This window comes from Pseudomonas sp. B13(2017), from assembly GCF_002113245.1.
In the GTDB taxonomy this organism is placed as follows: domain Bacteria; phylum Pseudomonadota; class Gammaproteobacteria; order Pseudomonadales; family Pseudomonadaceae; genus Aquipseudomonas; species Aquipseudomonas putida_Z.
The window spans coordinates 63,414-85,230 of record NZ_NEJX01000021.1 but is presented as its reverse complement, the minus strand read 5'-3'; the positions used below and the strand labels follow the sequence as shown (position 1 = coordinate 85,230).

Annotated in this window: 18 protein-coding genes; 5 read left to right on the top strand and 13 right to left on the bottom strand. The window is 66.2% G+C overall.

The annotated features are described in order from the left end of the window. Positions 1-49 precede the first annotated feature (49 nt). The 3 genes from CAG44_RS23075 to CAG44_RS23065 all read left to right on the top strand — a co-directional run bounded on the left by CAG44_RS23075 (position 50) and on the right by CAG44_RS23065 (position 1,738). On the top strand, positions 50-340 hold the full coding sequence (locus CAG44_RS23075; RefSeq protein WP_025338261.1) for a DUF5629 family protein: 291 nt from the start codon (positions 50-52) through the stop codon (positions 338-340). Further along, positions 306-1,436: a lactonase family protein gene (locus CAG44_RS23070; RefSeq protein ID WP_025338262.1), complete on the top strand. Its 1,131-nt coding sequence runs from the start codon at positions 306-308 to the stop codon at positions 1,434-1,436. The genes CAG44_RS23075 and CAG44_RS23070 overlap by 35 nt, the downstream gene beginning before the upstream one ends. 122 nt (positions 1,437-1,558) lie before the next feature. After that, a complete protein-coding gene (locus CAG44_RS23065; protein WP_085589245.1) occupies positions 1,559-1,738 on the top strand; it encodes a hypothetical protein in 180 nt (59 codons plus the stop codon). Positions 1,739-1,859: 121 nt separating this feature from the next. Here the strand turns inward: CAG44_RS23065 and CAG44_RS23060 are convergent, their stop codons facing one another. The 9 genes from CAG44_RS23060 to CAG44_RS23020 all read right to left on the bottom strand — a co-directional run bounded on the left by CAG44_RS23060 (position 1,860) and on the right by CAG44_RS23020 (position 14,609). Beyond that, positions 1,860-2,453, bottom strand: a complete 594-nt coding sequence (locus CAG44_RS23060; protein ID WP_085589247.1) for a glutathione S-transferase — start codon at positions 2,451-2,453, stop codon at positions 1,860-1,862. Then, complete coding sequence (locus tag CAG44_RS23055; protein WP_085693065.1) at positions 2,450-6,094, bottom strand: AAA family ATPase; 3,645 nt, start codon at positions 6,092-6,094, stop codon at positions 2,450-2,452. Before CAG44_RS23055 ends, CAG44_RS23060 begins: the two co-directional genes overlap by 4 nt. Next, complete coding sequence (locus CAG44_RS23050; protein WP_085589251.1) at positions 6,091-7,329, bottom strand: exonuclease SbcCD subunit D C-terminal domain-containing protein; 1,239 nt, start codon at positions 7,327-7,329, stop codon at positions 6,091-6,093. Before CAG44_RS23050 ends, CAG44_RS23055 begins: the two co-directional genes overlap by 4 nt. 448 nt (positions 7,330-7,777) lie before the next feature. Further along, the gene (locus tag CAG44_RS23045) at positions 7,778-9,412 is read right to left on the bottom strand and encodes a BatD family protein (protein WP_025338267.1); all 1,635 of its coding nucleotides are present in this window, start codon (positions 9,410-9,412) and stop codon (positions 7,778-7,780) included. After that, entirely contained in the window at positions 9,409-11,127 is a 1,719-nt protein-coding gene (locus tag CAG44_RS23040) for a tetratricopeptide repeat protein (protein ID WP_085693064.1), read from the bottom strand. Before CAG44_RS23040 ends, CAG44_RS23045 begins: the two co-directional genes overlap by 4 nt. After that, positions 11,124-12,200: a VWA domain-containing protein gene (locus CAG44_RS23035; protein WP_015269460.1), complete on the bottom strand. Its 1,077-nt coding sequence runs from the start codon at positions 12,198-12,200 to the stop codon at positions 11,124-11,126. The genes CAG44_RS23040 and CAG44_RS23035 overlap by 4 nt, the downstream gene beginning before the upstream one ends. Then, entirely contained in the window at positions 12,193-12,687 is a 495-nt protein-coding gene (locus tag CAG44_RS23030; RefSeq protein ID WP_085693063.1) for a DUF4381 domain-containing protein, read from the bottom strand. Before CAG44_RS23030 ends, CAG44_RS23035 begins: the two co-directional genes overlap by 8 nt. 13 nt (positions 12,688-12,700) lie before the next feature. Then, positions 12,701-13,645 carry a DUF58 domain-containing protein gene (locus tag CAG44_RS23025; RefSeq protein WP_025338269.1) on the bottom strand — a complete coding sequence of 315 codons (945 nt, stop codon included), beginning with the start codon at positions 13,643-13,645 and terminating at the stop codon, positions 12,701-12,703. A gap of 4 nt (positions 13,646-13,649) precedes the next feature. Continuing rightward, positions 13,650-14,609: a MoxR family ATPase gene (locus CAG44_RS23020; RefSeq protein ID WP_013971644.1), complete on the bottom strand. Its 960-nt coding sequence runs from the start codon at positions 14,607-14,609 to the stop codon at positions 13,650-13,652. A gap of 231 nt (positions 14,610-14,840) precedes the next feature. Here CAG44_RS23020 and CAG44_RS23015 point away from each other — a divergent pair, with 231 nt between their 5' ends. After that, on the top strand, positions 14,841-16,148 hold the full coding sequence (locus CAG44_RS23015) for a DUF2235 domain-containing protein (RefSeq protein WP_085589258.1): 1,308 nt from the start codon (positions 14,841-14,843) through the stop codon (positions 16,146-16,148). A gap of 131 nt (positions 16,149-16,279) precedes the next feature. Here CAG44_RS23015 and CAG44_RS23010 read toward each other — a convergent pair whose 3' ends face one another. The 4 genes from CAG44_RS23010 to CAG44_RS22995 all read right to left on the bottom strand — a co-directional run bounded on the left by CAG44_RS23010 (position 16,280) and on the right by CAG44_RS22995 (position 20,809). After that, the gene (locus CAG44_RS23010) at positions 16,280-17,173 is read right to left on the bottom strand and encodes a dihydrodipicolinate synthase family protein (RefSeq protein WP_085589260.1); all 894 of its coding nucleotides are present in this window, start codon (positions 17,171-17,173) and stop codon (positions 16,280-16,282) included. A 44-nt stretch (positions 17,174-17,217) separates the two neighbouring features. Further along, positions 17,218-18,000, bottom strand: coding sequence for an aldolase (locus tag CAG44_RS23005; RefSeq protein ID WP_085693062.1), 783 nt, complete (start codon positions 17,998-18,000; stop codon positions 17,218-17,220). A gap of 222 nt (positions 18,001-18,222) precedes the next feature. Continuing rightward, entirely contained in the window at positions 18,223-19,083 is an 861-nt protein-coding gene (locus tag CAG44_RS23000) for a CAP domain-containing protein (RefSeq protein ID WP_085693061.1), read from the bottom strand. Between the two features lie 160 nt (positions 19,084-19,243). Then, positions 19,244-20,809 carry a winged helix-turn-helix domain-containing tetratricopeptide repeat protein gene (locus CAG44_RS22995; protein WP_085693060.1) on the bottom strand — a complete coding sequence of 522 codons (1,566 nt, stop codon included), beginning with the start codon at positions 20,807-20,809 and terminating at the stop codon, positions 19,244-19,246. Between the two features lie 244 nt (positions 20,810-21,053). Here CAG44_RS22995 and CAG44_RS22990 point away from each other — a divergent pair, with 244 nt between their 5' ends. Further along, positions 21,054-21,797 carry an SDR family oxidoreductase gene (locus tag CAG44_RS22990; RefSeq protein ID WP_085693059.1) on the top strand — a complete coding sequence of 248 codons (744 nt, stop codon included), beginning with the start codon at positions 21,054-21,056 and terminating at the stop codon, positions 21,795-21,797. Positions 21,798-21,817 lie beyond the last annotated feature (20 nt).

Below are 21,817 nucleotides of genomic sequence, written 5' to 3'. Positions count from 1 at the left end.
AAAGCAGCCCCAGGGCTATAATGCCAACTCATTTCAGATTGGTACCCCCATGTCCCCCCTCGCCACCGCCCTGCAGTCCTGCGACATGCTCCTGATCGACGGCCTGCACGCCTTCGACTTCACCTCCGATGAATCCGGCCTCACCATCGAATGCATGGACGGCCGCCAGCTCCGCCGCTGGTCCTTCACCCCCGAGCAGATCACTGCTGCCATCGCCGTGGGTGACGAGTGGCAACTCGACGATGCCAACGGCGAGCATCGACTAGTCTGTATGAGTGCCTTTCGTGCCCCGGATGATGACGAAGATGAATCGGATCTGGACGAGCCTGCTGACCGCTAGCCTGATGAGCGTGACCCTCCACGCCCACGCCGCTACCTTGCTGGTGGGCAGTTACACCGATGGCGCCAGCCAGGGCATCTACCGCTATCAGTTTGACGAAAAGACCGGCCATATCGACCCTGCGCCGCAGCAGGTGGTGAAGAGTGTCAGCCCTTCGTGGCTGGTATTGTCGGCCGATCAACGCCAGCTGTTCGCGGTCAATGAAACCCCGAACGGCCATGCCAGCAGCTTCAGCGTCAGTGCAAAAGGCGAGATCAAGCCCATCAACCAGGTGGCCAGCCAAGGTGACGAGCCGACTCACGCCAGCCTCAGCCAGGACCAGCGTTATCTGTTCGTGGCCAATTACGCAGTCAAGCCCGACCCTGGCGGCAGCCTGGTGGTAATCCCGGTGGCCAAGGACGGCAAGCTCAAGCCGGTGGTGCAACAGGCCCGGCACAAGGCGAGCGGGGTCAACCCCGAGCGCCAGGCCGGCGCCCATGTGCATTCGCTGGTGCTGTCACCCGACGGCCGCCACCTGTATGCCAGCGACCTGGGTGCCGACAAGGTGTTCATCTACCGCTACGACGGTGCCAGCGCAGACCACCCGCTGACGCCGGCGATCCCCGCGTCGGTGGACCTGCCGCCGGGCAGCGGGCCGCGCCACCTGTTGTTCGACGCCAAGGGCCGGCACGCCTACCTGACCCTGGAAATGAGTGCCGACGTGGTGATGTTCGATGTGCAGGAGGGCAACCTGGTCGAACGCCAGCGCCTGCCCCTGACCGAGAGCAAGGAAGCTGCGGCGAAAGCGGCAGGTGGCTTGCACCTGTCGGCAGACGGGCGCTTCCTGTATGTGAGCAACCGAGGCACGGCCAACGAGATCGTGGTGTTCAGCGTGGGCAAGCAGGATGGCCAGCTGACATTCCTGCAGCGCCGTTCGGTGGAGGGGGATCATCCCCGCGAGTTCGCCCTCGATCCGAGTGACAACTTCCTGCTGGTGGCCAACCAGAAGAGCAACCAGATCGTGGTGATACGCCGCGATCCGCGCAGCGGCAAGCTGTTGGAGACGGTGCAGACGCTGAAGCAGGATGCGCCGTCGGACCTGAAATTCATCGAGTGATATCGATCGGCGTGATAATCGATACTGGCGCAATGAATTTTTGCCTGCGGCTTCGGCGGCGTAAGTTTGACCCAAGGCCCAAACGGGCCAACGTCAAACCACCGCCGTCGAGGTCAGCCCAGATGAACTTCAATCTCTTCCCGGTCATTGCCGCATCCGCCATTTCCGCTTCGGTCGTATTGCCGACGCATGCCCATGCCGACAGCAGCGGCAAGGCGTCTACTACCCATAGCTACACCGAACAGTACCTGCGCCAGAGTGCCAACTTCCATGCGGCATTGAGTGGCAAGCACACCCACTGAATGTTGTACTGGCCCTATCGCCGGCAAGCCAGCTCCCACAGGGGTTGAGCAGGCCTCAGGTCCAGCGCCGTCCCTGTGGGAGCCGGCTTGCCGGCGATAGGGCCAGTACAGGAAACAGGGTTCATTTGGCCATTACGGCCTTGAACAGCTCCGAAGCCAACCACCCCTCCAGCCAGCTCCGCACCCGCGGATAAGCCGCCTCGGCGAACCACTGCGGTTCGACCCCGGCAAACTGGCGCATCAGGGGCAGCAACGCGGCATCGGCAATGCTCGGGTGCGTGGCCAGCAAGTAGGGCCTGCCTGCCAGCAGGCCTTCGAGCTCCGCCAGCCAGGCCTCGGCCTGCTGGCGGTAATGCTCGCGGGTATGCTCGGGGTAGCGCTCGGCATACTTGTACAGGTTCACCTGCGCCTTGAACGTGCTGTCGTTGCGCGCAATCAGTGTTTCAGCCTGCTGCGCCGCCACAGGGTCGGCCTGCAGCCGCCAGTCCTGTGGGTCGTTTTGCTCCAGCGCCCAGCGCATGATGTCCAGGCTTTCTTCGAGCACCCCGGCACCGGTATCCAGTACCGGCACCGTGCCCTTGGGTGACAAGGCCAGCAGTTCTGCCGGCTTGTTCTTCATCGCTACCTCGCGAATCTCCACCTCGCACCCCGCATAGCGCAGGGCCAGGCGCGCGCGCATGGCCCAGGGGCAGCGGCGGAACGAGTAGAGGATCACCCGCACACCTCCACGTCACTCAGGCCATTGCCTTGGCGGCGTACCTGGATCTGCACCGGGATGCGTTCGTGCATTTCCTGCACGTGGGAAATCACCGCCACCTTGCGGCCCTGGGCCTGCAAGCCGTCGAGGGCGTCCATGGCCAGTTGCAGCGACTCGGGGTCGAGGCTGCCGAAGCCTTCATCGATGAACAGCGATTCGATGCGCAGCGTGCTGGAGGCCATCGAGGCCAGGCCCAGGGCCAGGGCCAGCGACACCAGGAAGGTTTCCCCGCCAGACAGCGAGTGCACCGAACGCAGTTCGTCACCCATCTCGGTGTCCAGCACCAGCAGGCCGAGGGCGCTGCCGCCGCGCTTGAGGCGGTAGCGGCGGGCCAGCTGGCGCAGTTGGGCGTTGGCGTGGTGCAGCAACAGGTCGAGGTTGTAGCCCTGGGCGATCTTGCGGAACACATCGCCCGAGGCCGAACCGATCAGGGCGTTCAGGCGAGCCCAGCGTTGCCACTGCTGGTGGGCCTGTTCGATTTCCGCCGCCAGCGCCTGGTGCGCCTGTTGCCGACGCTGGTCATCGGCCTGCTGTGCACGCAGTTCGGCGCATTGCTGCTCATGGCCGGCCAGGCGTTCGCGCAGTTCGGTCAGGGCCTGTTCCAAGGCGTCGGCCGAGGTGTCCACAGTCATTTGCGCGGCATGTTGCTGCAGGCGTTGTTCACGTTCCTGCAGCAGCACGCGGCCCTGTTCGATGGCCTTTTCGGCGCCTTGCAGGCGCTGGCGCAGCTCATTGACCTGCGCGTCCTCCATGGTCAGCAGGCGGTCCAGGCCGGCGTCGTCCAGTTCCGGGTGTTCTGCGCGCCACTGGGCGATCTGGCCCTGCAACTGCTGGCACTCGGCGTCCAGCGCCTGCTGCTGCTGGGTGTTGGCCTTGAGTTCGCTGGCCAGTTGCACGCCTTGGGTACGCAGCTCCTGCAGGCGCTGGGCAGTGTCGGCGTCGAGGGCGCGGGCCTGCTCCAGCGCGGCGTCCATGTGCTGTTGCCAGGCTTCGGCGCTTGCGTGCCCGCCAAGCAGTTCGCCAAGCGAAGCCTGGGCCTGTTGGCGCTGCTCGTCGAGGGCGGCAAGTTTCTGCTGCAGCTGCTGATGGGTCTGCACGCGTGCCTGCTGTTGGTCGCGCAGCTTGTCCAGCTGGGCCTGGCGGGCTTGCTGTTCTTCCTGTTCGTCCTTGCGCTGCTCCAGTTGCTGCAGGCGTTGGGCGATCTGCTGATCCAGGGCGAGGAAGGCATTGGCCGGGTCGTCGTTCAAGGCCTTGAGGGCCTCTTCGGGCAATACGCCGGCAAGGTCCGCGAGGCCTTGCTGCAACTGCTGCTCGTCGCTGGCCAGGGCCTGGTGCTGTTGCTCCAGGTGGCGCTGGGCTTGCTGTTGCGCCTGCTGGGCGGCCTGCAGTTGCTGGTTGAGACGGGCTGCATCTTTTTGCAGGGCGAGCAGGGCGCTCTGGCGTTTCTCGTCCTGGGCGATTTCTTCGTCCAGGCGTCGCAGCTGGCTGTCGAGCCAGGCACTGCGGGCCTTGTCGTCCTGCGGGGCCAGGGCCGGCCACAGGCTGTGCGCCTGCACCTGGGCCACCAGCGGTTGCAGCTGTTCGCCCAGGTGCTGCTGTTGCTGCTGATAATCCTTGAGCTGGGCGTTGACCACGCCCAGCTGGGTGCGCAGCTCCACCAGCTTGCTGTTGAGGGTTTCGACCTGCTTCTGCGCGGCCTCTTCCTCGGCCTGGTCATGGCGACCCAGGCTTTGCAGCAGCGCTTCAGGCTGGTGGAACGGGTGCTCGGCGCTGCCGCACACCGGGCAGGGTTCGCCGTCGCGCAACTGGCCGCGCAACTCTTCGACGCTGGTGTTGCGTGCCAGGCGCTGGCGTTCCAGCAACTGACGGGTGAGGTTGAGCGCTTGCTCGGCGGCTTCCAGCTCGGCCTTGGCGGCGGTGCCTTCGGTAATCAGTTGCTGGCGCTGCTGCATGGCCTGCTGCTGACGCACGCGCACGGCCTCCAGCTGCTGGCGCAGTTCCAGTTCACGGCCATGCAGGCGTGACAGCTCTTCCACGGCGCGCTGCTGCTTGCGGTTGTCCTGCAGCATGCCACCCAGCAGGTCGATCTGTTCTGCCAGGGCCTGGGGTTCGGCCTTGGCTTCGCGGAACAGCAGCTCGAAGGCATCGCGCTCGGCCTGCAAGTGCGCATTGGCCTGGCTGGCCTGGGCCTGCAGGCCGGGCAGCTCTTCACGGCCCTTGGCCAGGCGGCCCCCGATCAGCATCACTTGCTTCAGTTGCGGCAGGTAGGCGTGCCAGGCGTTGGCCAGGCCCGCCAGGTGCTGGCTGTCGGCGAGCGCGGTGTCGATCTGCGCCAGTTGCTGCAGGCTGCGCTGCTGGTTGTCTTCCAGCTGCTGCAGGTGCTGCTGGCCTTCGGCGACCTGCTGCTCGGCCTGCTGGCCGGCGCTGCGCTGTGCTGCCAGCTCCTGCTCCAGACGGGCCAGGTTGTCCTGGGCGGCGAAGGCCTGGCGCAGGCGAGGGGCGTTCTCGCTGTGTTGGGCCTGGCTATCGGCAAGCGCCTGACGCGCGGCGTCCAGCGCCTGTTCGAGCTCGCTGGTGCGCACTTGCAGCTCGGCTTGCTGCTGCTGTTGTTCGGCGATCTTCGCTGCCAGCGGTGCCAGTTGCGCGGTCAGTGCCTGCTGGCGGTGGAACTGGTGACGCTGCGGGGCCAGGCGCTCCAGGCGCACAAGGTCCAGGCGCTGGTCAGCCAGTTGTTGCCAGCCCTGCTCGGCGGCCTGCAGCGCGGTGCCGGCTTCGGCGTGCTGGGCCTGCAGCTGGCGCTGCTCGTTCAGCCAGTTGCGTTGCTGCTCCAGCTGGCGCTCGCCGGCCTGGTCGGCCTTGAACTGCTGTTGCGCCTGTTCCAGGCGCTGGTCGAGCTCGGCGCGGGCTTCGGCGGCCATCGGCAGCAGGTGGCTGGCACGGTCCTTCAGGGCATTGTGGGCCTCGCCGGCTTCGCGTGCCTTGCTGAAGGCCCGCTGGCCCAGGCGGGTGTAGATGGCGGTGTTGGTGAGCTTTTCCAGCAGCTCGCTGCGTTCTTTGTCGTCGGCCTTGAGGAAGGCGCCGAATTCGCTCTGGGCCAGCATCACCGCGCGGGTGAACTGTTCGAAGTTCAGGCCCAGGCGGGCTTCGACCAGTTGCTTGTATTCGTTCTTGCCGCTGCCCAGTACCTGCTCGCTGTCCAGGTCATAGAAGCTCTGGCGGCTGTGCTGCAGCTTGCCGTTGGCCTTGTCGCGGGCGCGGTTGGCTTCCCAGCGGGCGCGGTAGCGGCGGCCATCGATGCCGACGAAATCGACTTCGGCAAAGCCGCTGCCGGTGCCGCGGCGCAGCAGGTTGCGCGGGTCGGAGGTAGGGATCTCGCCGTCTGCATCCGGCACCTTGGCCTCGCGGCCAATGTCGTTCAGCCGTGGCACGGTGCCGAACAACGCCAGGCACAGGGCGTCGAGCAGGGTACTTTTGCCCGCCCCGGTAGGCCCGGTGATGGCGAACAGGCCGGCGCTGGCCAGCGGTTCGGCGGTGAAGTCGATATCGACCGGGCCGGCCAGGGATGCCAGGTTCTTCAGGCGGATGGCAAGAATCTTCATGGCTGTTCCTCTTCCTGCTGCACGTCCTGCAACAGCAGGGCGAAGTCGGCCAGCGCCTGTTCGTCGGCGGGGTTGCCATAGGCCTGCTCCCAGGCGCGGCTGAACAGGTCCTGCGGGGTCATCTGGGCCAGTTCGACAAAGGCCAGGTCATCGTCTTCGGCATTGTTGCGGCCGGCGTATTCGGCGCTGATGCGGATCAAGCGCACGGCCTTGCCTTCCAGTGCGGTTTCGATCTGCTGGCGCAGGTCGGGTTGCGGCTCATCCAGTATCACCCGCACCTCCAGCCAGGGCTGGCGGTTGGGGTCTTCGAGCAGGTCGATCACTGGCAGCTCGGCCAACTGCTCCAGCAGTTCGCCCAGTGGTGCCGGGCCGACCCGTTGCAGGGCCACGGCGCGCGGTACCGGGCGCGGTTCGACGCTGATCAGGCCAGTGCCGTCCAGCTCCACTTCCAGCACCTGGTGCGGGTAGTTGATTTCGGCGAACGACAGCGGGATCGGCGAGCCGCTGTAGCGGATGCGTTCTTCGCGGTTGACCTTCTGCGGCTTGTGCAGGTGGCCCAGGGCGACGTAGCTGATGGCCTTGTCGAACAGCTTGGCCGGCAGCGCCTCGGCGTTGCCGATGATCAGGCTGCGCTCGGAGTCCTCCGACACCGCGCCACCGGCCATGTGCGCGTGGCTGATGGCGATCAGCGCCTGGTCCTTCTTGCGCTTCTTTTGCGCGGCGGCGATCAGCTGCTGGTGCACCTGGGTGATGCCTTGCAGGTAGTCGTCGCCCAATTGCGGGCCGGTCACCTCGGCCGGGCGCAGGAAGGGCAAGGCCAGGCACCAGGCGGCGACCTTGCCACGGCCGTTGGTCAGCGGAATCAGCAGGCGCTCGGCGTCCAGCTGGCCCTCGTCCAGCCAGTGTACACGGCCCAGGGCATGGGTGCGCAGGCGGCGCATCAGTGCCGCGGGCAGCTCGATGCGCGAGCCGGAGTCGTGGTTGCCGGCGATCATCACGATGTCCAGCTTCGGCTGTTGTTCGTGGGCCTGGACGATGAAGTCGTAGAGACGTTCCTGGGCTTTGACCGGCGGGTTGACCGTGTCGAAGATATCGCCGGCGATCAGCAGCGCATCCGGCTGGCGCAGGCGCAGCTGGCCGAGCAGCCAGTCGAGGAAGCAGGCGTGTTCGAAGTCGCGTTCCTGGCCGTGCAGGCTTTGGCCCAGGTGCCAGTCGGAGGTATGAAACAGACGCATGGATGACCTGTTGGTGTCGAGTCGAGCAAGCGGGGAAAGGGCGGTATGGTAACCCAAGCATGGGGCTAACAGGTGCTCGCCTGAAAGTGTGTCGGCGAACACCTGGCAGCCTTGATGCGATCACGCTTTCTGTAGGAGCGGCCTTGTGTCGCGAAAGGGCCGCATGGCGGCCCCGGCGATTTTGCGGTGATGAAGATCCTGGGGGCGCTTTGCGCCCCTTTCGCGACACAAGGCCGCTCCTACAGGGGCCGCGCTTGTCTTGGGGCTGTGTCCTAAGCGGGTTGATTCTGAAGCATTGGGGTGCAGGTTCAGAAATATCTTACGGTGGTACCGGCTGCGCCGGTGTTCGCGGGCACGCCCGCTCCCACAGGTACTGCGCAAGGTTCTTGGCGTACGCGGTCACTGTGGGAGCGGGTTTACCCGCGAAGAGGCCTGCACAGGCAGCACTTCACTTGGGATAGAGCGGCGGCAGGCTGCCGTTCTCGCCGGTCGGCAGCAATACCTGCTCAGCCGGCGGAATCGTACCGATCGCCCGCCACAAATCCTCACCCTGCCAATACTGCCCGCTCTCGCTATACAGCGCCCCGTTCAACCCATCCAGTGCATCCGACAACGGCACGAACCGCGCCGCCATCTCGGCCAGGGTCTCTGGCTGCTGGCGGGCCCAGGCGTCCAACGCCTGGCGGGTGGCCTGCGGGTCGTTGGCCTGGCACGCGCGCTTGAGATCATCCAGCAAGGTACGCGGGCTCGGCCCGGCCTGCGCGGCGCGCAGCACCGCTGGCTGCGAGCGGGCGCGCCACCACAGGGCAAAGCCCAGCAAGGTGGTGAGGGCGAACACCAGGGTGGCCAGCTGCCAGGGCCACAGCAAGCTGCTGGCACTGCTGTTGTCACCAACCGGGGTGTCGGCGCTCAGCGCCGGGTTGTCCTGCACGTTCAGCGTGCGCGCCGGCAGGCTGCTGTGCTCCAGGTGGTCTTCGCGGGTGTTCCACCAGGCCACTTCCAGCGCCGGCAGGGCCAGCGTACCGCTGTGGGTCGGCACCAGGGCTTCGCGCTCTTCGCGGTTGGCGGTCATGCCGCGCTCGCTGATTTCGTTGCGCAGCAACGGCTGGTCGGGGTAACGGCGCAGGCCGGTGATTTCGGTGGCTGGCAGCGGCGGCAGCTGGGTGCTGGACAAGCCTTCGGCACGCAAGGTGATGTTGCGGGTCAGCGAGTCGCCAATCTGCACCTGCTGGTTGCCAGGGTCGGGGTTCCAGTGCTCTTCCAGGGTCAGGCTGCGGGCCGGTAGCCATGGCACGCCAGCAGGCCAGGCCGCCGGAATCGGCCGCACGGCCAGGCGCAATGGCAGCGAGCTGACCTGCACCTGGTGGCCGGCCCGGGCCGTACCGTTGGCTTGTGGGGCTTGGTCCGGGCTGGCGGCGGCGGTGGCGGTGAAGGTCAGTGGCGGGATGTCGAGGGTGCCGCTTTGCTGGGCATACACGGCATAGCGGGTTTCGATCACGCCGTGGCGGACGCCGTTGATTTCCTTTTCATAGGTGCGCGATTCACCCAGCGGTTCGACTTTGGCGTTCTCCAGTTGCAGCGGGCTGAGGCTGCTGTCGTCGTACAGTGCCACCGAATGGTAGATGCGCAGGGTGAGCACGGCCTGGGCCTGGACGTAGACCTCGCTGCTGTCGAGCGTGGCTTCGATGAACACCTGCGAGGCACTGTCCTGGCGGCTGGCATCGGCCTGCAGCACTTGCAGTTCGATGGCCTGGCTGTGCGACTGGCCCAGTTGCAGTTCGGGGATGCGCAGGCTGCCGCTGCGCCGCGGCAGCAGGGTGATGATCCAGCGGGTGCTGGCGCGGGTTTCGCCGTCGAGGCTGTGCAGGCTGTTCAGTTGGCGCGTGCCGCGCACTTCGAAGTCACCCTCCAGCGCGCGCAGGTCGGGCTTGCCGAACTGGGTGACGTCCTGGCTTTCCAGGGTGAGCTCCAGGCTTTCGCCGGCTTCCAGGCGGGTACGGTCGACGCTGGCTCGCAGCAGCGGTTCGGCCTGGGCCAGCACGGCCCACAGCAGACTGAGGAGAAAGACGCCGAAGCGACTCATCGTGGGGTTTCCTGATGCAATTGCTGTTCATACCAGAATTTGCGCCGCAGCAGCTCCGCCGGGTTGTCGGGGATCTCCCGCAGCCATTGTTCCAGGGCCTGGCGCTGTTCGGCATCGAGGCTGGTCGATACCGGGCGCTGCGGCGGCTGGATGACGCTGTCATCCGCGCCCGCCTGGTTGCCGGGCGCTACCTGGCTGTTGCTGCTGCCTTCGCCGGGCTGTTCGGCGCTGGCTTGTTCGTCGTTGCCGGGCGTACCCTGGGCCGGGCTGCTGGCCGAGCTGCTGTTGCCTTCGGTTTCGCTGCCGGGCGTGCCTTGGGCATCGCTGCTGGCTGGTTGTTCCTCGGCCTTGGCTTCGCGCTGTTGCAGCAGTTGCTGCACCAGTGCCTGGTTGTCCAGCGCCGCTTGCAGGTCGGGCTGGCGTTCCAGGGCTTGTTCGTAGGCGTCCAGGGCGGCTTCCAGTTCACCGCTATGGGCCAGGGCATTGCCTCGATTGTAGTGGGCGGCGGCGGTGTCGCCTTGGGAAAAGGCTTCGGCGGCGCCAGCATAGTCGCCCGCCTGGTACAGGGCCATGCCGCGCCATTGCGGGTCCTGGAACTGGCGCGCGGCACTGGCCGGGCGGTTCTGCTCCAGCAGGCGCTGGCCTTGCTGGTCGGGGCGCAGCCACAGGTCGTTGAACTCGAAGGCCTGGCTGGGCTGGGGCAGGGCCAGCAGCAGCGGCAGGCAGAATAGCCAGCCGCGTCGGCCGGCGCAGGCGGCCAGCAGCAACAGCGGCAGCAGCAGCCAGTAACCCTGGTCGGCCCAGCTGTCCAGTTGCAGGGTCTGGCCGTCATTGCGCCCGGCGCGCGGGTTGTCGAACAGGCCCAGGCCACGCAGGTCGAGGTCGTCGATGCGGGCATGCCGGTAGCGCCCGCCGGTGCCGTTGATGAAGCCCTTGAGGCTGGCGCTGTCCAGGCGTGGCAACAGGATGCCGCCCTGGTCGTCCTTGAGGTATTCGCCATTGGCCTGGCGCACCGGTGCGCCTTCGCGGCTGCCGATGCCCAGCATCAGCAGGCTCGGGCCCTGGCGGCCGAGCGCCTGGGCAATGCCTTGGCGCTCCGGGGCGCTGAGCGACGAGCCTACCAGCAGCAGGCGGCCCTGGCCCAGGCCGCTCTGGGCCAGCAGGGCCAGGCCTTTTTGCACGGCCAGGTCGGCGCGCTGGCCGGGTTTGGGCATGATCGACGGGTCGATCGCCTCGAGCAGGTTGCGGCTGGTGGCCAGGTCATCGGACAGTGGCACCAGGGTGTGCGCGGAGCCAGCGTAGACCACCAGCGCGGTCTGGCTGTCGCGGCGGTGCTCCAGCAGGTCGAGGATCTTGCGCCGCGCCTGCTCCAGGCGGTTGGGCGGGCTGTCCTCGGCGAGCATCTGCGGGGTCAGTTCGAGCAGGATCACCAGCGGGTCGGCCGGGCGCTGGCGGCTTTCTTCCACGCGCTGCCAACTGGGCCCGAGCAGTGCCAGGATCACCAGCACCCAGGCCAGGCCCAGCGCCACCCACGGCAGCTTGCTGGTGCTGCCGCTGCCACCGCCGAGCAGTACGCCATGGAACGCCGGCGGCAGAATCATCTGCCAGCGCCCGGCGCGCTTGCGCCGGTGCCACAGTTTGTACAGCAGCCAGGCGAGCAGGGGCACGGCCAGCAGCCAGAGCGGGCGCAACCATTCGGGCCACAGTTCGATCATCGCCGCCTCCTCAGGCGCAGGCGCTTCAGGCGCTGGCGCCATTCCGGGTGCGGTTGCAGGAAGCGCGGCTTGCGCAGCAGGCGGTGCAGCAGGTTGTCGGGCCATTGCACAGCCAGCACCAGCAGCACGCTCAGCAGCAAGGCCAGGGCCAGGGGCCAGGCATACAGGGCCTTGGCCGTGCGCGCCTGGGTCGGTTGCTGGGCCACCGGTTCGAGCTGGTCGAGGGTGTCGCCGATGGCGTCCAGTTCGGCGCCGTCATGGGCGCGGAAGTAGGTGCCGTGGGTGATGTCGGCAATTTCCTTGAGCGAGGCTTCGTCCAGGTCCAGGCTCGGGTTCAGGCCGAGCAGGCCGGGGGTGCCACTGGCTTCGGGGTTGGCGCCGATGCCGATGGTGTAGATGCGCACGCCTTCCTGGGCGGCCAGGCGGGCGGCGGTCAGCGGGTGGATCTGCCCGCCGTTGTTGGCGCCGTCGGTGATCAGCACCAGCACCCGGCTTTGTGCCGGGCGTTGACGCAGGCGCTTGACCGCCAGGCCAATGGCATCGCCAATGGCGGTGTTCTTGCCGGCGATGCCGATCTGCGCCTCGTCGAGGAAGGTGCGCACGGTGCGCCGGTCGAAAGTGAGCGGCGCCTGCAGGTAAGCCTGGCTGCCGAACAGGATCAGGCCCACGCGGTCGCCCTCGCGGTCCTGCAGGAAGTCGCCGAGCAGCGCCTTGACCAGGTCGAGGCGGCTGATCTCTTCGTTCTGCCACTGCATGTCGGGGAAGTCCATCGACCCGGACACATCCACCGCCACCAGCAGGTCGCGGCCGCTGGCGGCCACTGGCACTGGCTCGCCCAGCCATTGCGGGCGGGCGGCGGCGCACAGCAGCAACAGCCAGATGACGACAAAGGGCGCCTGCTGGCGCCAGGTCGGCAGGTTGAGCCGCGCGCGGCGCCCGGCCAGGCCTTCCAGTTCGTCGAGGAAGCCCACCTTGAGCACCGGTTCGCCGCTGTCGGCGGCCGGCAGCACCAGGCGCGCCAGCCACGGCAGTGGCAACAGGGCGAAGACCCACGGCCAGGCCAGTTCAAACATGCTTGCGAATCCAGGTTTCGACGGCTTGGCTGAGCCCGGCGATGGCCTTGTCGTCGAGCTTGCACTCGGGTTTGTAGGCGCCCTCTACCAGTACCATCCAGCGGGTCAGGCCGGCGGCCGGGCAGCGGTTGTCGAGAAACGCTAGCCACTGGCGGCCGTTGAGGGTATGGCTGTTGGCGCCTGGGTAGTGGCTGCGGCACAAGCGCTTGAGCAGGGCGTTGATCTGTTGCAGCCAGGCCCCGGCCGGGGCGCCGTCGTAGGGGCGCGGCAGGCGCGCCAGTTCGGCCAGCGCTTCCACGCGCACCGGGTCCAAGGGTTGTTCGGCACGCACAATGCGGCGTTTGCCCGGGCGCCAGTGGCGCACCCGCCACAGGCCCCAGGCCAGCAGCGGCATCACGGCCAGCAGCAGCCACCAGCCGGGTGCCGGTGGCCACAGGCCGATCGGCGCGGGGGCGATCAGCGGCTGCAGTTGGTCAAGCGGGTTCATTGGCCGCTGCTCTTCATGACGCGCTCCGTGGCCGCTGGGCGTTCAGGTACTCGCGCAGTTGCTCGATCATCTCGCTTTGGGTGCTCAGTGGCATCAGCAGCACGCGCAGCTTTTGCGCCATCAGCTCCCAGCGCTCGATGCGCGCTTCGGCCTGCTGGCGGTAGGCCTGGCGCAGGTTGGCGTCCAGGGTGTCGAGCTCCAGCTGCGCGCTGCGCTGGGCAAAGCGCAGCAGGCCGGCGGCAGGCAGGGCGTGGTCGAGCGGGTCGGACACCGGCATCAGCAGCAGGTCGCAATGGCGCGAGAGCATGGCCAGGTGCTGCTCCACCTGGGCAGTGAGCGAGCGCTCATCGCAGATCACGATGGCCAGGCTGCCGGGGCGCAGCACTTCGCGGGCGCGGCGCAGGGCCAGGCCGAGGCTGTCGGCCCCGGGGCTGGCTTCGGTGTGCAGCGCCTGGTTGACCTTGGCCAGGCGGTTGAGCAGTTGCAGCAGACTCTGCTTGCTGCGCCGGGGCTTGATTTCGTGGTGCTCGTTGTCGCCGAACACCAACCCGCCGATGCGGTCGTTGTGGCCCAGCGCGGCCCAGCCGAACAACGCTGCGGCCTGGGCGGCCAGCACCGACTTGAACATCAGCCCCGAGCCGAAGAACAGCCGTTGGCTCTGCTCGACGAGGATGAAGATTGGCCGTTCGCGCTCTTCGTGGAACAGCTTGGTGTGCGGTTCCTGGGTACGCGCGGTGACCCGCCAGTCGATGTTGCGCACATCGTCGCCGGCCTGGTAAACGCGCACCTGGTCGAAGTCGACGCCGCGCCCACGCAGCTTGGAGTGGTGCAGGCCCACCAGCGGGCTGCGTTGGCCGGGCCGGGAAAACAGCTGGATTTCGCGCACGCGGTGGCGCATGTCGATCAGCTCGGCAAGGCCGATGCGGATGCCGGGTTCGGCCAGCGACGCGGTGGGCATGGGCTCAGGCAACGGCGACGACATCGAGGATGCGCTGGACCACGCGGTCCTGGTCGATCCCCGCCGCCTCGGCCTCGAACGAGAGGATGATGCGGTGGCGCAGTACGTCGAACAGCACCGCCTGGATGTCTTCGGGGCTGACGAAATCGCGCCCGGCCAGCCAGGCGTGGGCGCGCGCGCAGCGGTCCAGCGAAATGGAACCACGCGGGCTGGCGCCGTAGGCGATCCAGTCGGCCAGTTCGGCATCGAACTTGGCCGGGGTGCGGGTGGCCATCACCAGTTGCACCAGGTATTCCTCCACCGCGTCGGCCATGTACAGGCCGAGGATTTCCTTGCGGGCGGCGAAGATCGCCTGCTGGCTGACCCGGCGCTCGGGCTTGGTCTCGCCGCCCAGGGCTTCACCACGGGCCTGTAACAGGATGCGCCGCTCTACCGCAGCGTCGGGGAAGCCGATTTTCACGTGCATCAGGAAGCGGTCGAGCTGGGCTTCGGGCAGCGGGTAGGTGCCTTCCTGCTCGATCGGGTTCTGCGTTGCCATCACCAGGAACAGCGGCGACAGGTCGTAGGTGCTGCGGCCCACGCTGACCTGGCGTTCGGCCATGGCCTCGAGCAGTGCGGACTGCACCTTGGCCGGGGCGCGGTTGATTTCGTCGGCCAGCACCAGGTTGTGGAAGATCGGCCCCTGCTGGAACACGAAGCTGCCGGTTTCCGGGCGGTAGATTTCGGTGCCGGTGATGTCGGCCGGGAGCAGGTCGGGGGTGAACTGGATGCGATGGAACTGCGCCTCGATGCCTTCGGCGAGCTCTTTGATGGCCTTGGTCTTGGCCAGGCCCGGCGCGCCTTCGACCAGCATGTGGCCGTCTGCCAGGAGCACGATCAACAGCCGCTCGACCAGTTTCTCCTGGCCTAGGATCTGGGAAGAAAGAAAGGTGCGCAGCGCGATCAGCGCTTCACGGTGTTCCATCGGTGACGGTTCCTGGTATGGGGCCGCAGGCGGCTGGAAGCAGCAGCCCTGGCAAGGGGTGATACTTTAATCCATCCGGGGGGGTGGCGACCAATGGCGGCAGGGAAATTTATCCTTGCCGGGGGCCATGCAGGTCCGGAAATGTCCTGCATATGGCTGGCCATTGGCTGATGTTCCGCGGCGGTGTGCTGACGCCTGCTTGTGCTTTTTGTACAAGCAGGAGGCAGGACAATGGACCTGAACAGCTGTAGCACTGCACGCATCACGCCGGTCACTCTGCGTTTTGGCGTGTTCTTCGATGGCACCGGTAACAACCTGAGCAATGTGATGCCGGTGGATGCACCGGGGAACAAGGGGGGCAGTTATGCCAATGCCTTGAGCAATGTGGCCCTGTTGCATGCACTGTACCCGACGCAGGGGGCCAATGCTGATGGGACCATGGCGTTTCTGAAGCGCTATGTCGAGGGCGTGGGCACCCTGGCGGGGGAGGCGGATCATGCCTATGCCTCGGCCACCGGGTGTGGGCGTAGAGGGGCCGAGGCGCGTGTCACCGAGGCCTTGGCGGGGATTGCCGGGCAATTGCGGGACTGGTGCCAGGCGCACCCAAAGGCAAGGCTCGAGCGGGTCGAGTTCGACTTGTTCGGTTTCAGCCGCGGCGCTGCGGCTGTGCGTCATCTGGCCAACCTGTTGCATGATGGCGGCGGCAGCCTGTTGGCTGCGCCCTGTGGCATCGTGATCAACTTCATCGGCCTGTTCGACACGGTTGCTGCGATTATCGCGCCGCTTCAGGGCGACTTCGACCCCGCCGACGACCGCCATGGTGGCTTGCGCCTGGGCCTGGGTACGGGCATTGCCCGGCAAATGGTGCAGCTGGTGGCGGGGGACGAGCAGCGGCACAACTTCCCGCTGGTGCGCAGCGGCCATGACATCGTGTTGCCGGGCGTGCACTCGAACATTGGCGGTGGTTACCCGGCTACCACGCAGGAGCAGGTGCTGCTGTGCAAACCGCATTCTCAGCGGGTGCCGCTGAGAATGCGCGTCGAGCACACGCGTGTGCATGCAACAGTCAGTGCGTTGCTGGCGTCGTCGTTTGGTGAAATGGGCGCGCCCAGGCCGCGTGTGCTGGCCTGGGAGGAGCCGATTGCCGGTGGCCTGCCTAGCGAGGCGCAAAAGCAGGTTTATGCGGCGGTGTACCGCGAGCGGGAAGTGGCGGGGCAGCTTTCCCGGGTGTACCTGAGCATCATGCGTGAGTTGGCGGTGCGGGCGGGTGTGCCGTTTGCGCCGTTGGGCGGGCAGGCTGAGCATCGGTTGCCGGAGGAGTTGCTGGGCATCAGCCGCAAGTTGCACGGGTTTGCCTTGGGTGAGAGTGAGCAGCCTGGCTTGACCGAGGATGAGCTGCGTTTGTTGCGCGACAGGTATGTGCATGCGTCCGCGAACTGGAATGCGTTGAAGGGGTTGCGTAACAGTGTGCTGGATGTGCTGTTCGTCGATCGGCCGGGGGCAGCAGGGCGGGTGATGCATGCCAACCCGGTCGCTTGAGTCGTCTGTGGGCGTGGGTTTGCATGGCACCGGCTGCGCCGGTGTTCGCGGGTGAACCCGCTCCCACAGGTCCTGCGTCAACCCTGAGAGCGGCGCGATACCTGTGGGAGCGGTCTTGCGGCTGCGATGGGTCAGTCAGCCGCGCCCAGGGCGTCCAGCAGGCTCTTCAGGTAGGCGCTGCCTTGCGCATCCAGCGGTTGCAGGGGCAGGCGTGGAGCGCCGACATCCTGGCCGAGCATCTTCAAGCCGGCCTTGATGGTGGTGGGCAGGCCACGGCGGGTGATGTATTCCAGCAGTTCGTACTGGCGGTAGAACAGCGCGCGAGCTTCAGCCAGGTCGCCTTGCTGCACCGCGTCCCACAGCGCCAGGTTCAGCGCCGGGATCAGGTTGGGCGCGGCGGTGCACCAGCCGGTGGCGCCGGCCACCAGGGCTTCCAGGGTGAGCGGGTTGCAACCGTTGTAGAAGGCCACCTGGCCATCGGTGGCCTTGAACAGGCGGTGCATGCGCTGGATGTCGCCGGTGCTTTCCTTGACCATGGTCACATTGGGCACTTCGCCGAGGATGCGCAGGATCAGCTCCACCGACAGGTCGGTGCCGCTGGTGCCCGGGTTGTTGTAGAGCATGATCGGAATGTCGATGGCCGCGCCCACCGCCTTGTAGTGGGCGACCACTTCGGCTTCGGTGAGCTTCCAGTAGGAGATGGGCAGCACCATCACCGCCGTGGCGCCGCAGGCCTGTGCCAGGCGGGCGCGCTGCACGGTGCGTGCGGTAGTCAGGTCGGAGACGCTGACCACGCTGGGCACGCGGCCGGCAATGCGTGCCAGGCTGAAGCGCACCACCATTTCCCATTCGCTGTCGGACAGGTAGGCGCCTTCGCCAGTGCTGCCCAGCGGTGCGATGGCGTGCACGCCGTCTTCTATCAGGCGGTCGATGGACAGGCCCAGGGCATCCAGGTCGAGCGCGCCGTCTGCCGTGAAGGGAGTGATGGTGTAGCCGATAACGCCGCGAATTACAGGTGTAGACATAACCAGGCACCTCTGCCGTTGTTGGGGAAAGAGTACAGCTTCAGTCAGCCCAGGCAGTCGCCATGGGCACGCAAGGCACGGCGCGCGTAGTAGCTGAACGCGGCACCATGACGTTTGGGGGTGGAGATCCAGTCGTGGGCTTCCTTGCCCAGGGCATCCGGGATGGGGCGAATTTCACCGGCGCCCATGGCCAGCAGCTGCATCTTTGCCGCGCGCTCGAACAGCATGGCAAGGACGCAGGCTTCCTCGATCGAGCGGCCGGCGATCAGCAAACCGTGGTGGGAAAGCAGGATCGCGCGCTTGTCGCCGATCGCCCTGGAGATGATTTCACCTTCTTCGTTGCCCACCGGTACGCCAGGCCATTCCTTGAGGAACGCGCAGTCGTCGAACAGCGGGCACAGGTCCATGTGCGAGATGGCCAGTGGCACTTCAAGCATCGACAGGGCGGCGCTGTGCAGTGGGTGGGTGTGGATGATGCAGTTGACGTCGGGGCGTGCGCGGTACAGCCAGCTATGGAAGCGGTTGGCCGGGTTGGCCATGCCGCCGCCTTGCAGCACGGTGAGGTCTTCGTCGACCACCAGCAGGTTGGAAGCGGCGATCTCGTCGAAGCCCAGGCCGAGTTGTTGCGTGTAGTAGGTGCCAGGCTGCTCGGCGCGGGCGGTGATCTGCCCGGCCAGGCCGGAATCGTGGCCGCCGTCGAACAGGATGCGGCAGGTGAGGGCGAGTTTTTGTCGAGAGGTGTAGGTGTTGTCGGCCAGCGCCGTCAGCATCTGCTGCTGGGCGAGTTTGACGAGTTGGTCCTTGGGGGTCTGCATGGTGGTCGTCATGGGCGGTACCTGCATGGGGAAGGGCGATGGATTGCTGATCGGCGAGGACGCCGTCAGGACACAATCGCGATATTAATGACACAAAGTGTCATATGCAAGCGATGTGTCATCGCCAGCGCCAGTCATCTGAGACTGCGCGGGGGGAGGTATGGCGGGGTTGTCAGAGGTGGTGCAGGCAACGATCGGCAGGCCAGCCCTGGTCACAGGGCTGGCACGTGCCCTTCAAGGCGCGCCGAACAGCATCGTCCAGTAAACGCCGTTATCGCTACGCGAGTTCTCGGCATAGGCCGCACCCACCTGGGTAAACATCGGGTTCATCAGGTTGGCGCAATGCCCGGGGCTGGCCAGCCAGCCTGCCATCGCCTTGCTCGGCGAGCCTTGGCCTGCGGCAATGTTCTCGCCGATCTGTCGCCCACGGTAGCCGGCATCCCATGCCCGATCCGCGGGTAGATCACCGTCGAGGTCGCGGTGCGCGAAGAAATTGTCGTTGGCCATCGCCCGGCTGTGGCGCTGCGCCGCCGTTCCCAGGGCGGTGTTCCAGGTCAACGGGCGTGCAGCGGCAAAGCGCTTGCGACCACACAGGCGCGACTTCGCCCGTGCAGCGTTTACCTGTGCCAGCAACGCGTTGCTTGCCGATCGCCCATCACCAAGCTGGGCATCGAGCAGGGGCCGAGCCAGCAGCACCCGCCATTCATTGCGTGAGCGACTCACACCGATATCGGCATATTGGCTATCGAGCAGGGCCGTGCAGTAGTCGCTGCGGAGCATGTCAAAGGCCTCCTCGGCATCTCGCGCGCCGACCAGGCGGATGGCCCGCACCTTCACCGCCTGATAACCCGCGGCCTTCAATCCTTCCCGCAAACCCCCGCCGTAGCCGACCGGCAACGCCAGTTTCGGTTTCAGCACCAGCGGTGTCGAGCCCCGGATCATGCGCCGCTCGCAGCGTTGTGGCTGGGTGCGATAGTCGTTGATTGCTGCCACCAGTTGCCTTTCCCCGCTGGCATGGGCGGGGTTGGCAAACAGGGGAAGAAAAGGAATGAAGCAGAGCGAGACAAAGGGGGAGCGACGGACTGCTTGGCGCATGGGGTGAATGGCTCTGGTGAATGACGGCGGCAAGGCCGAATTAAGGGCTCGGCTAAGACTGTGCGCCTCAATCCAGGTTCACTAGGGGGGTACAAATTTGTAGTTGGAGTTTCGGTACTCCAACGAAGGCAATCCAGGCCAGGGTTTCATGCACCCCCGATCAAGCCGGTAAACCCGCCAACCTCAACCCTTCGGCAAATCGGGCCAGATCCTCATCGCGGTAAATCGGCAGCCACTGGCGCAAGGTCGACACCCGCAGCCCTGGGTCTTGTGCTCGCAAGCGCTCCATCGCCCGGTGCGCGCTGTCCATCCGCCCGCTCAGTGCGTGGCTGGCCGCCAGCAGGGCCACCGCCGCCAGCAGGCTGGGCAGATTCCCCAGCGACTTTTCCGCCCACTCCACAGCCTCATCCAGCCGGCCGGCAAAGAAATGCGCCAACGCCATGCCCACCTGCATGCGAAACATCTCCGGGTCCAGTGGGCTCAGCCGTGTGGCGTGCTTGAGATTGTCGATGGCGGTCTGTGTCTCGCCGCGTAACGCCCTGAGTATTCCGCCCAGATACCAGGCCGGCGCCAGGTTGGAATTGAGCAGGCGCGCCCGGTCAAGCAGCGCTATCGCGCCGTCCAGGTCACCCGTCAGGTGCCCCAGGGCATGGCCGCCGCGGGTTAGCGCCACGGCATCGTCACGCCCCAGCTCCACTGCCAGGCGCGCAAGCCGGGCACCCTCGGTAATTTCCTGGGCGCGATCATCCATCCAGCCATTGAGCTTGCGCCAGAAGTAGCACCACGCCGCCATGCCATAGGCCGAAGCGAACTCAGGGTCCAGTTCGATGGCGTGGTAGTACAGCGGTAGAGCCTGGGCGATGGCGTCGCGCGTGCCGTTATGCAGCTTGGCCGTGCCGCGCAGGTAGTAATCGTAGGCGCACAGGTTGTCGGTGGGCTTGCGCTTGGCCCGTTCGATCTCCGCCCGTTCCAGCTGCGGGGCGATGGCGCCCACCACGCTTTCGGTCACCTGGTCCTGCAACTCGAACAGATCGTCGAGCCGCCCCTCGAAACGCTCGGCCCACAGATGCTCGCCGCTGGTGGCGTCGATCAGCTGGCCGGTAATGCGTAGCCGCTTGCCAGCCTTGCGCACGCTGCCTTCGAGCACATAGCGCACGCCCAGTGCCTGGCCAACCTGCTGCACATCGATGCGCTGGCCTTTGAAGGTGAAGCTCGAGTTGCGGGCGATGACGAACAGCCAGCGAATGCGGGACAGGGCGGCGATGATGTCCTCGACCATCCCGTCGGCGAAATAGTCCTGCTCAGGGTCACCGCTGAGGTTCTGGAAGGGCAGCACGGTGATCGATGGTTTATCTGGCAGGGCAGGCCCGCAGGCGACGGGAGCAAATTCGGATGGGGCCTGCGTTGCGCTGCTGGAGGGCTCGCGGACCAGGCCTACGAAGCGGTAGCCCTTGCGCGCTACCGTGCGTACCAGCCGCTGCTCCTCACCGGAATCGCCGATGGCTTTGCGCACGGCATTGATATGGCTGGTAATGGTCGACTCGGAGACGATCTTGCCGTTCCACACGCGTGCCAACAACTCGTCACGCCCCAGCACACGGTCGTGGTGACTGACCAGTTGCAACAGCAGGTCGAACACCTGCGGGCCGATGGCCACGGCCTTCCCGCACAGGGTCAGCTCCCTGCGCTGTTCGTCGAGCACATAGTCGTCAAACTCGAATGGCACGTGGCATCCCCTCGCACGCCCTAGGCTTCGTGTCCGAGGCGACTGTTCACTGGTATGGGCCGATGATACGGCAGCGCAAAGCTGGCTGCACATGCCAGGGCGTGGATTGAACAGTTTGGACGGAAATTCAAGCAAGCCTGGAGGCAAATCCAGCCGGTACGCAAGGACTCTGCACAGGCCAGCGGCGCATGCTTGAACCACCACGACGGCAATGGTTGCAGTCGTGAACGTGGAGACAGCCCCAATGAAAATCGTGGTGATCGGAGGCACTGGCCTCATTGGTTCGAAGCTTGTCGGCGGCCTGCGCGAGCGCGGCCACGATGCCGTCGCGGCAGCGCCGAGCACGGGGGTGAACAGCATCACCCGCGAGGGCCTGGCAGAGGCGATGAACGGTGCGGATGTGGTAGTGGATGTGGCGAATGCCCCGTCCTGGGAGGACCAGGCGGTGCTCGATTTTTTCGAGACGTCCACCCGCAACCTGCTGGCAGCCGAGAAGGCTGCAGGGGTCAAGCATCATGTCGCGTTGTCTATCGTGGGTAGCGAGCGGTTGCCGGAAAATGGCTACTTCCGGGCCAAGGTCGCCCAGGAGGCGCTGATCAGGCAGTCCGCGCTGCCGTACACCATTCTGCGCGCCACGCAGTTCTTCGAGTTCGTCGAAGGTATTGCCCAGGCAGGGACGGTGGGAGAGGAGATTCGCCTGTCGCCGGCGCTGTTCCAGCCTTTGGCCTCGGATGACGTGGTGGCGGCTCTGATCGATGTGGCGTTGGCGCCACCAGCGCTCGGCATGCTGGAGGTTGCCGGGCCAGAGGCCGCGCCACTGGATGAGCTGGTGCGCCGCTTCCTGCGCCTGCGTGGTGATACACGCAAGGTGGTGGCGGATGTGCATGCCCGATACTTCGGTGCCGAACTCGATGACAAGTCGCTGACTCCCGCAAGTGGCGCGCGGCTTGGCAATACCCGTTTCGAAGACTGGCTGGCTCGCCAATGAGCGATTCAACCCCTATCCCG

Excerpts from the sequence above, each read along its gene's own strand:
- CAG44_RS23075 (WP_025338261.1), top strand. The coding sequence starts at position 50 with ATGTCCCCCCTCGCCACCGCCCTGCAGTCCTGCGACATGCTCCTGATC.
- CAG44_RS23070 (WP_025338262.1), top strand. The coding sequence starts at position 306 with ATGAATCGGATCTGGACGAGCCTGCTGACCGCTAGCCTGATGAGCGTG.
- CAG44_RS23065 (WP_085589245.1), top strand. The coding sequence starts at position 1,559 with ATGAACTTCAATCTCTTCCCGGTCATTGCCGCATCCGCCATTTCCGCT.
- CAG44_RS23055 (WP_085693065.1), bottom strand. The coding sequence starts at position 6,094 with ATGAAGATTCTTGCCATCCGCCTGAAGAACCTGGCATCCCTGGCCGGC.
- CAG44_RS23050 (WP_085589251.1), bottom strand. The coding sequence starts at position 7,329 with ATGCGTCTGTTTCATACCTCCGACTGGCACCTGGGCCAAAGCCTGCAC.
- CAG44_RS23045 (WP_025338267.1), bottom strand. The coding sequence starts at position 9,412 with ATGAGTCGCTTCGGCGTCTTTCTCCTCAGTCTGCTGTGGGCCGTGCTG.
- CAG44_RS23040 (WP_085693064.1), bottom strand. The coding sequence starts at position 11,127 with ATGATCGAACTGTGGCCCGAATGGTTGCGCCCGCTCTGGCTGCTGGCC.
- CAG44_RS23035 (WP_015269460.1), bottom strand. The coding sequence starts at position 12,200 with ATGTTTGAACTGGCCTGGCCGTGGGTCTTCGCCCTGTTGCCACTGCCG.
- CAG44_RS23030 (WP_085693063.1), bottom strand. The coding sequence starts at position 12,687 with ATGAACCCGCTTGACCAACTGCAGCCGCTGATCGCCCCCGCGCCGATC.
- CAG44_RS23025 (WP_025338269.1), bottom strand. The coding sequence starts at position 13,645 with ATGCCCACCGCGTCGCTGGCCGAACCCGGCATCCGCATCGGCCTTGCC.
- CAG44_RS23020 (WP_013971644.1), bottom strand. The coding sequence starts at position 14,609 with ATGGAACACCGTGAAGCGCTGATCGCGCTGCGCACCTTTCTTTCTTCC.
- CAG44_RS23015 (WP_085589258.1), top strand. The coding sequence starts at position 14,841 with ATGGACCTGAACAGCTGTAGCACTGCACGCATCACGCCGGTCACTCTG.
- CAG44_RS23010 (WP_085589260.1), bottom strand. The coding sequence starts at position 17,173 with ATGTCTACACCTGTAATTCGCGGCGTTATCGGCTACACCATCACTCCC.
- CAG44_RS23005 (WP_085693062.1), bottom strand. The coding sequence starts at position 18,000 with ATGACGACCACCATGCAGACCCCCAAGGACCAACTCGTCAAACTCGCC.
- CAG44_RS23000 (WP_085693061.1), bottom strand. The coding sequence starts at position 19,083 with ATGCGCCAAGCAGTCCGTCGCTCCCCCTTTGTCTCGCTCTGCTTCATT.
- CAG44_RS22990 (WP_085693059.1), top strand. The coding sequence starts at position 21,054 with ATGAAAATCGTGGTGATCGGAGGCACTGGCCTCATTGGTTCGAAGCTT.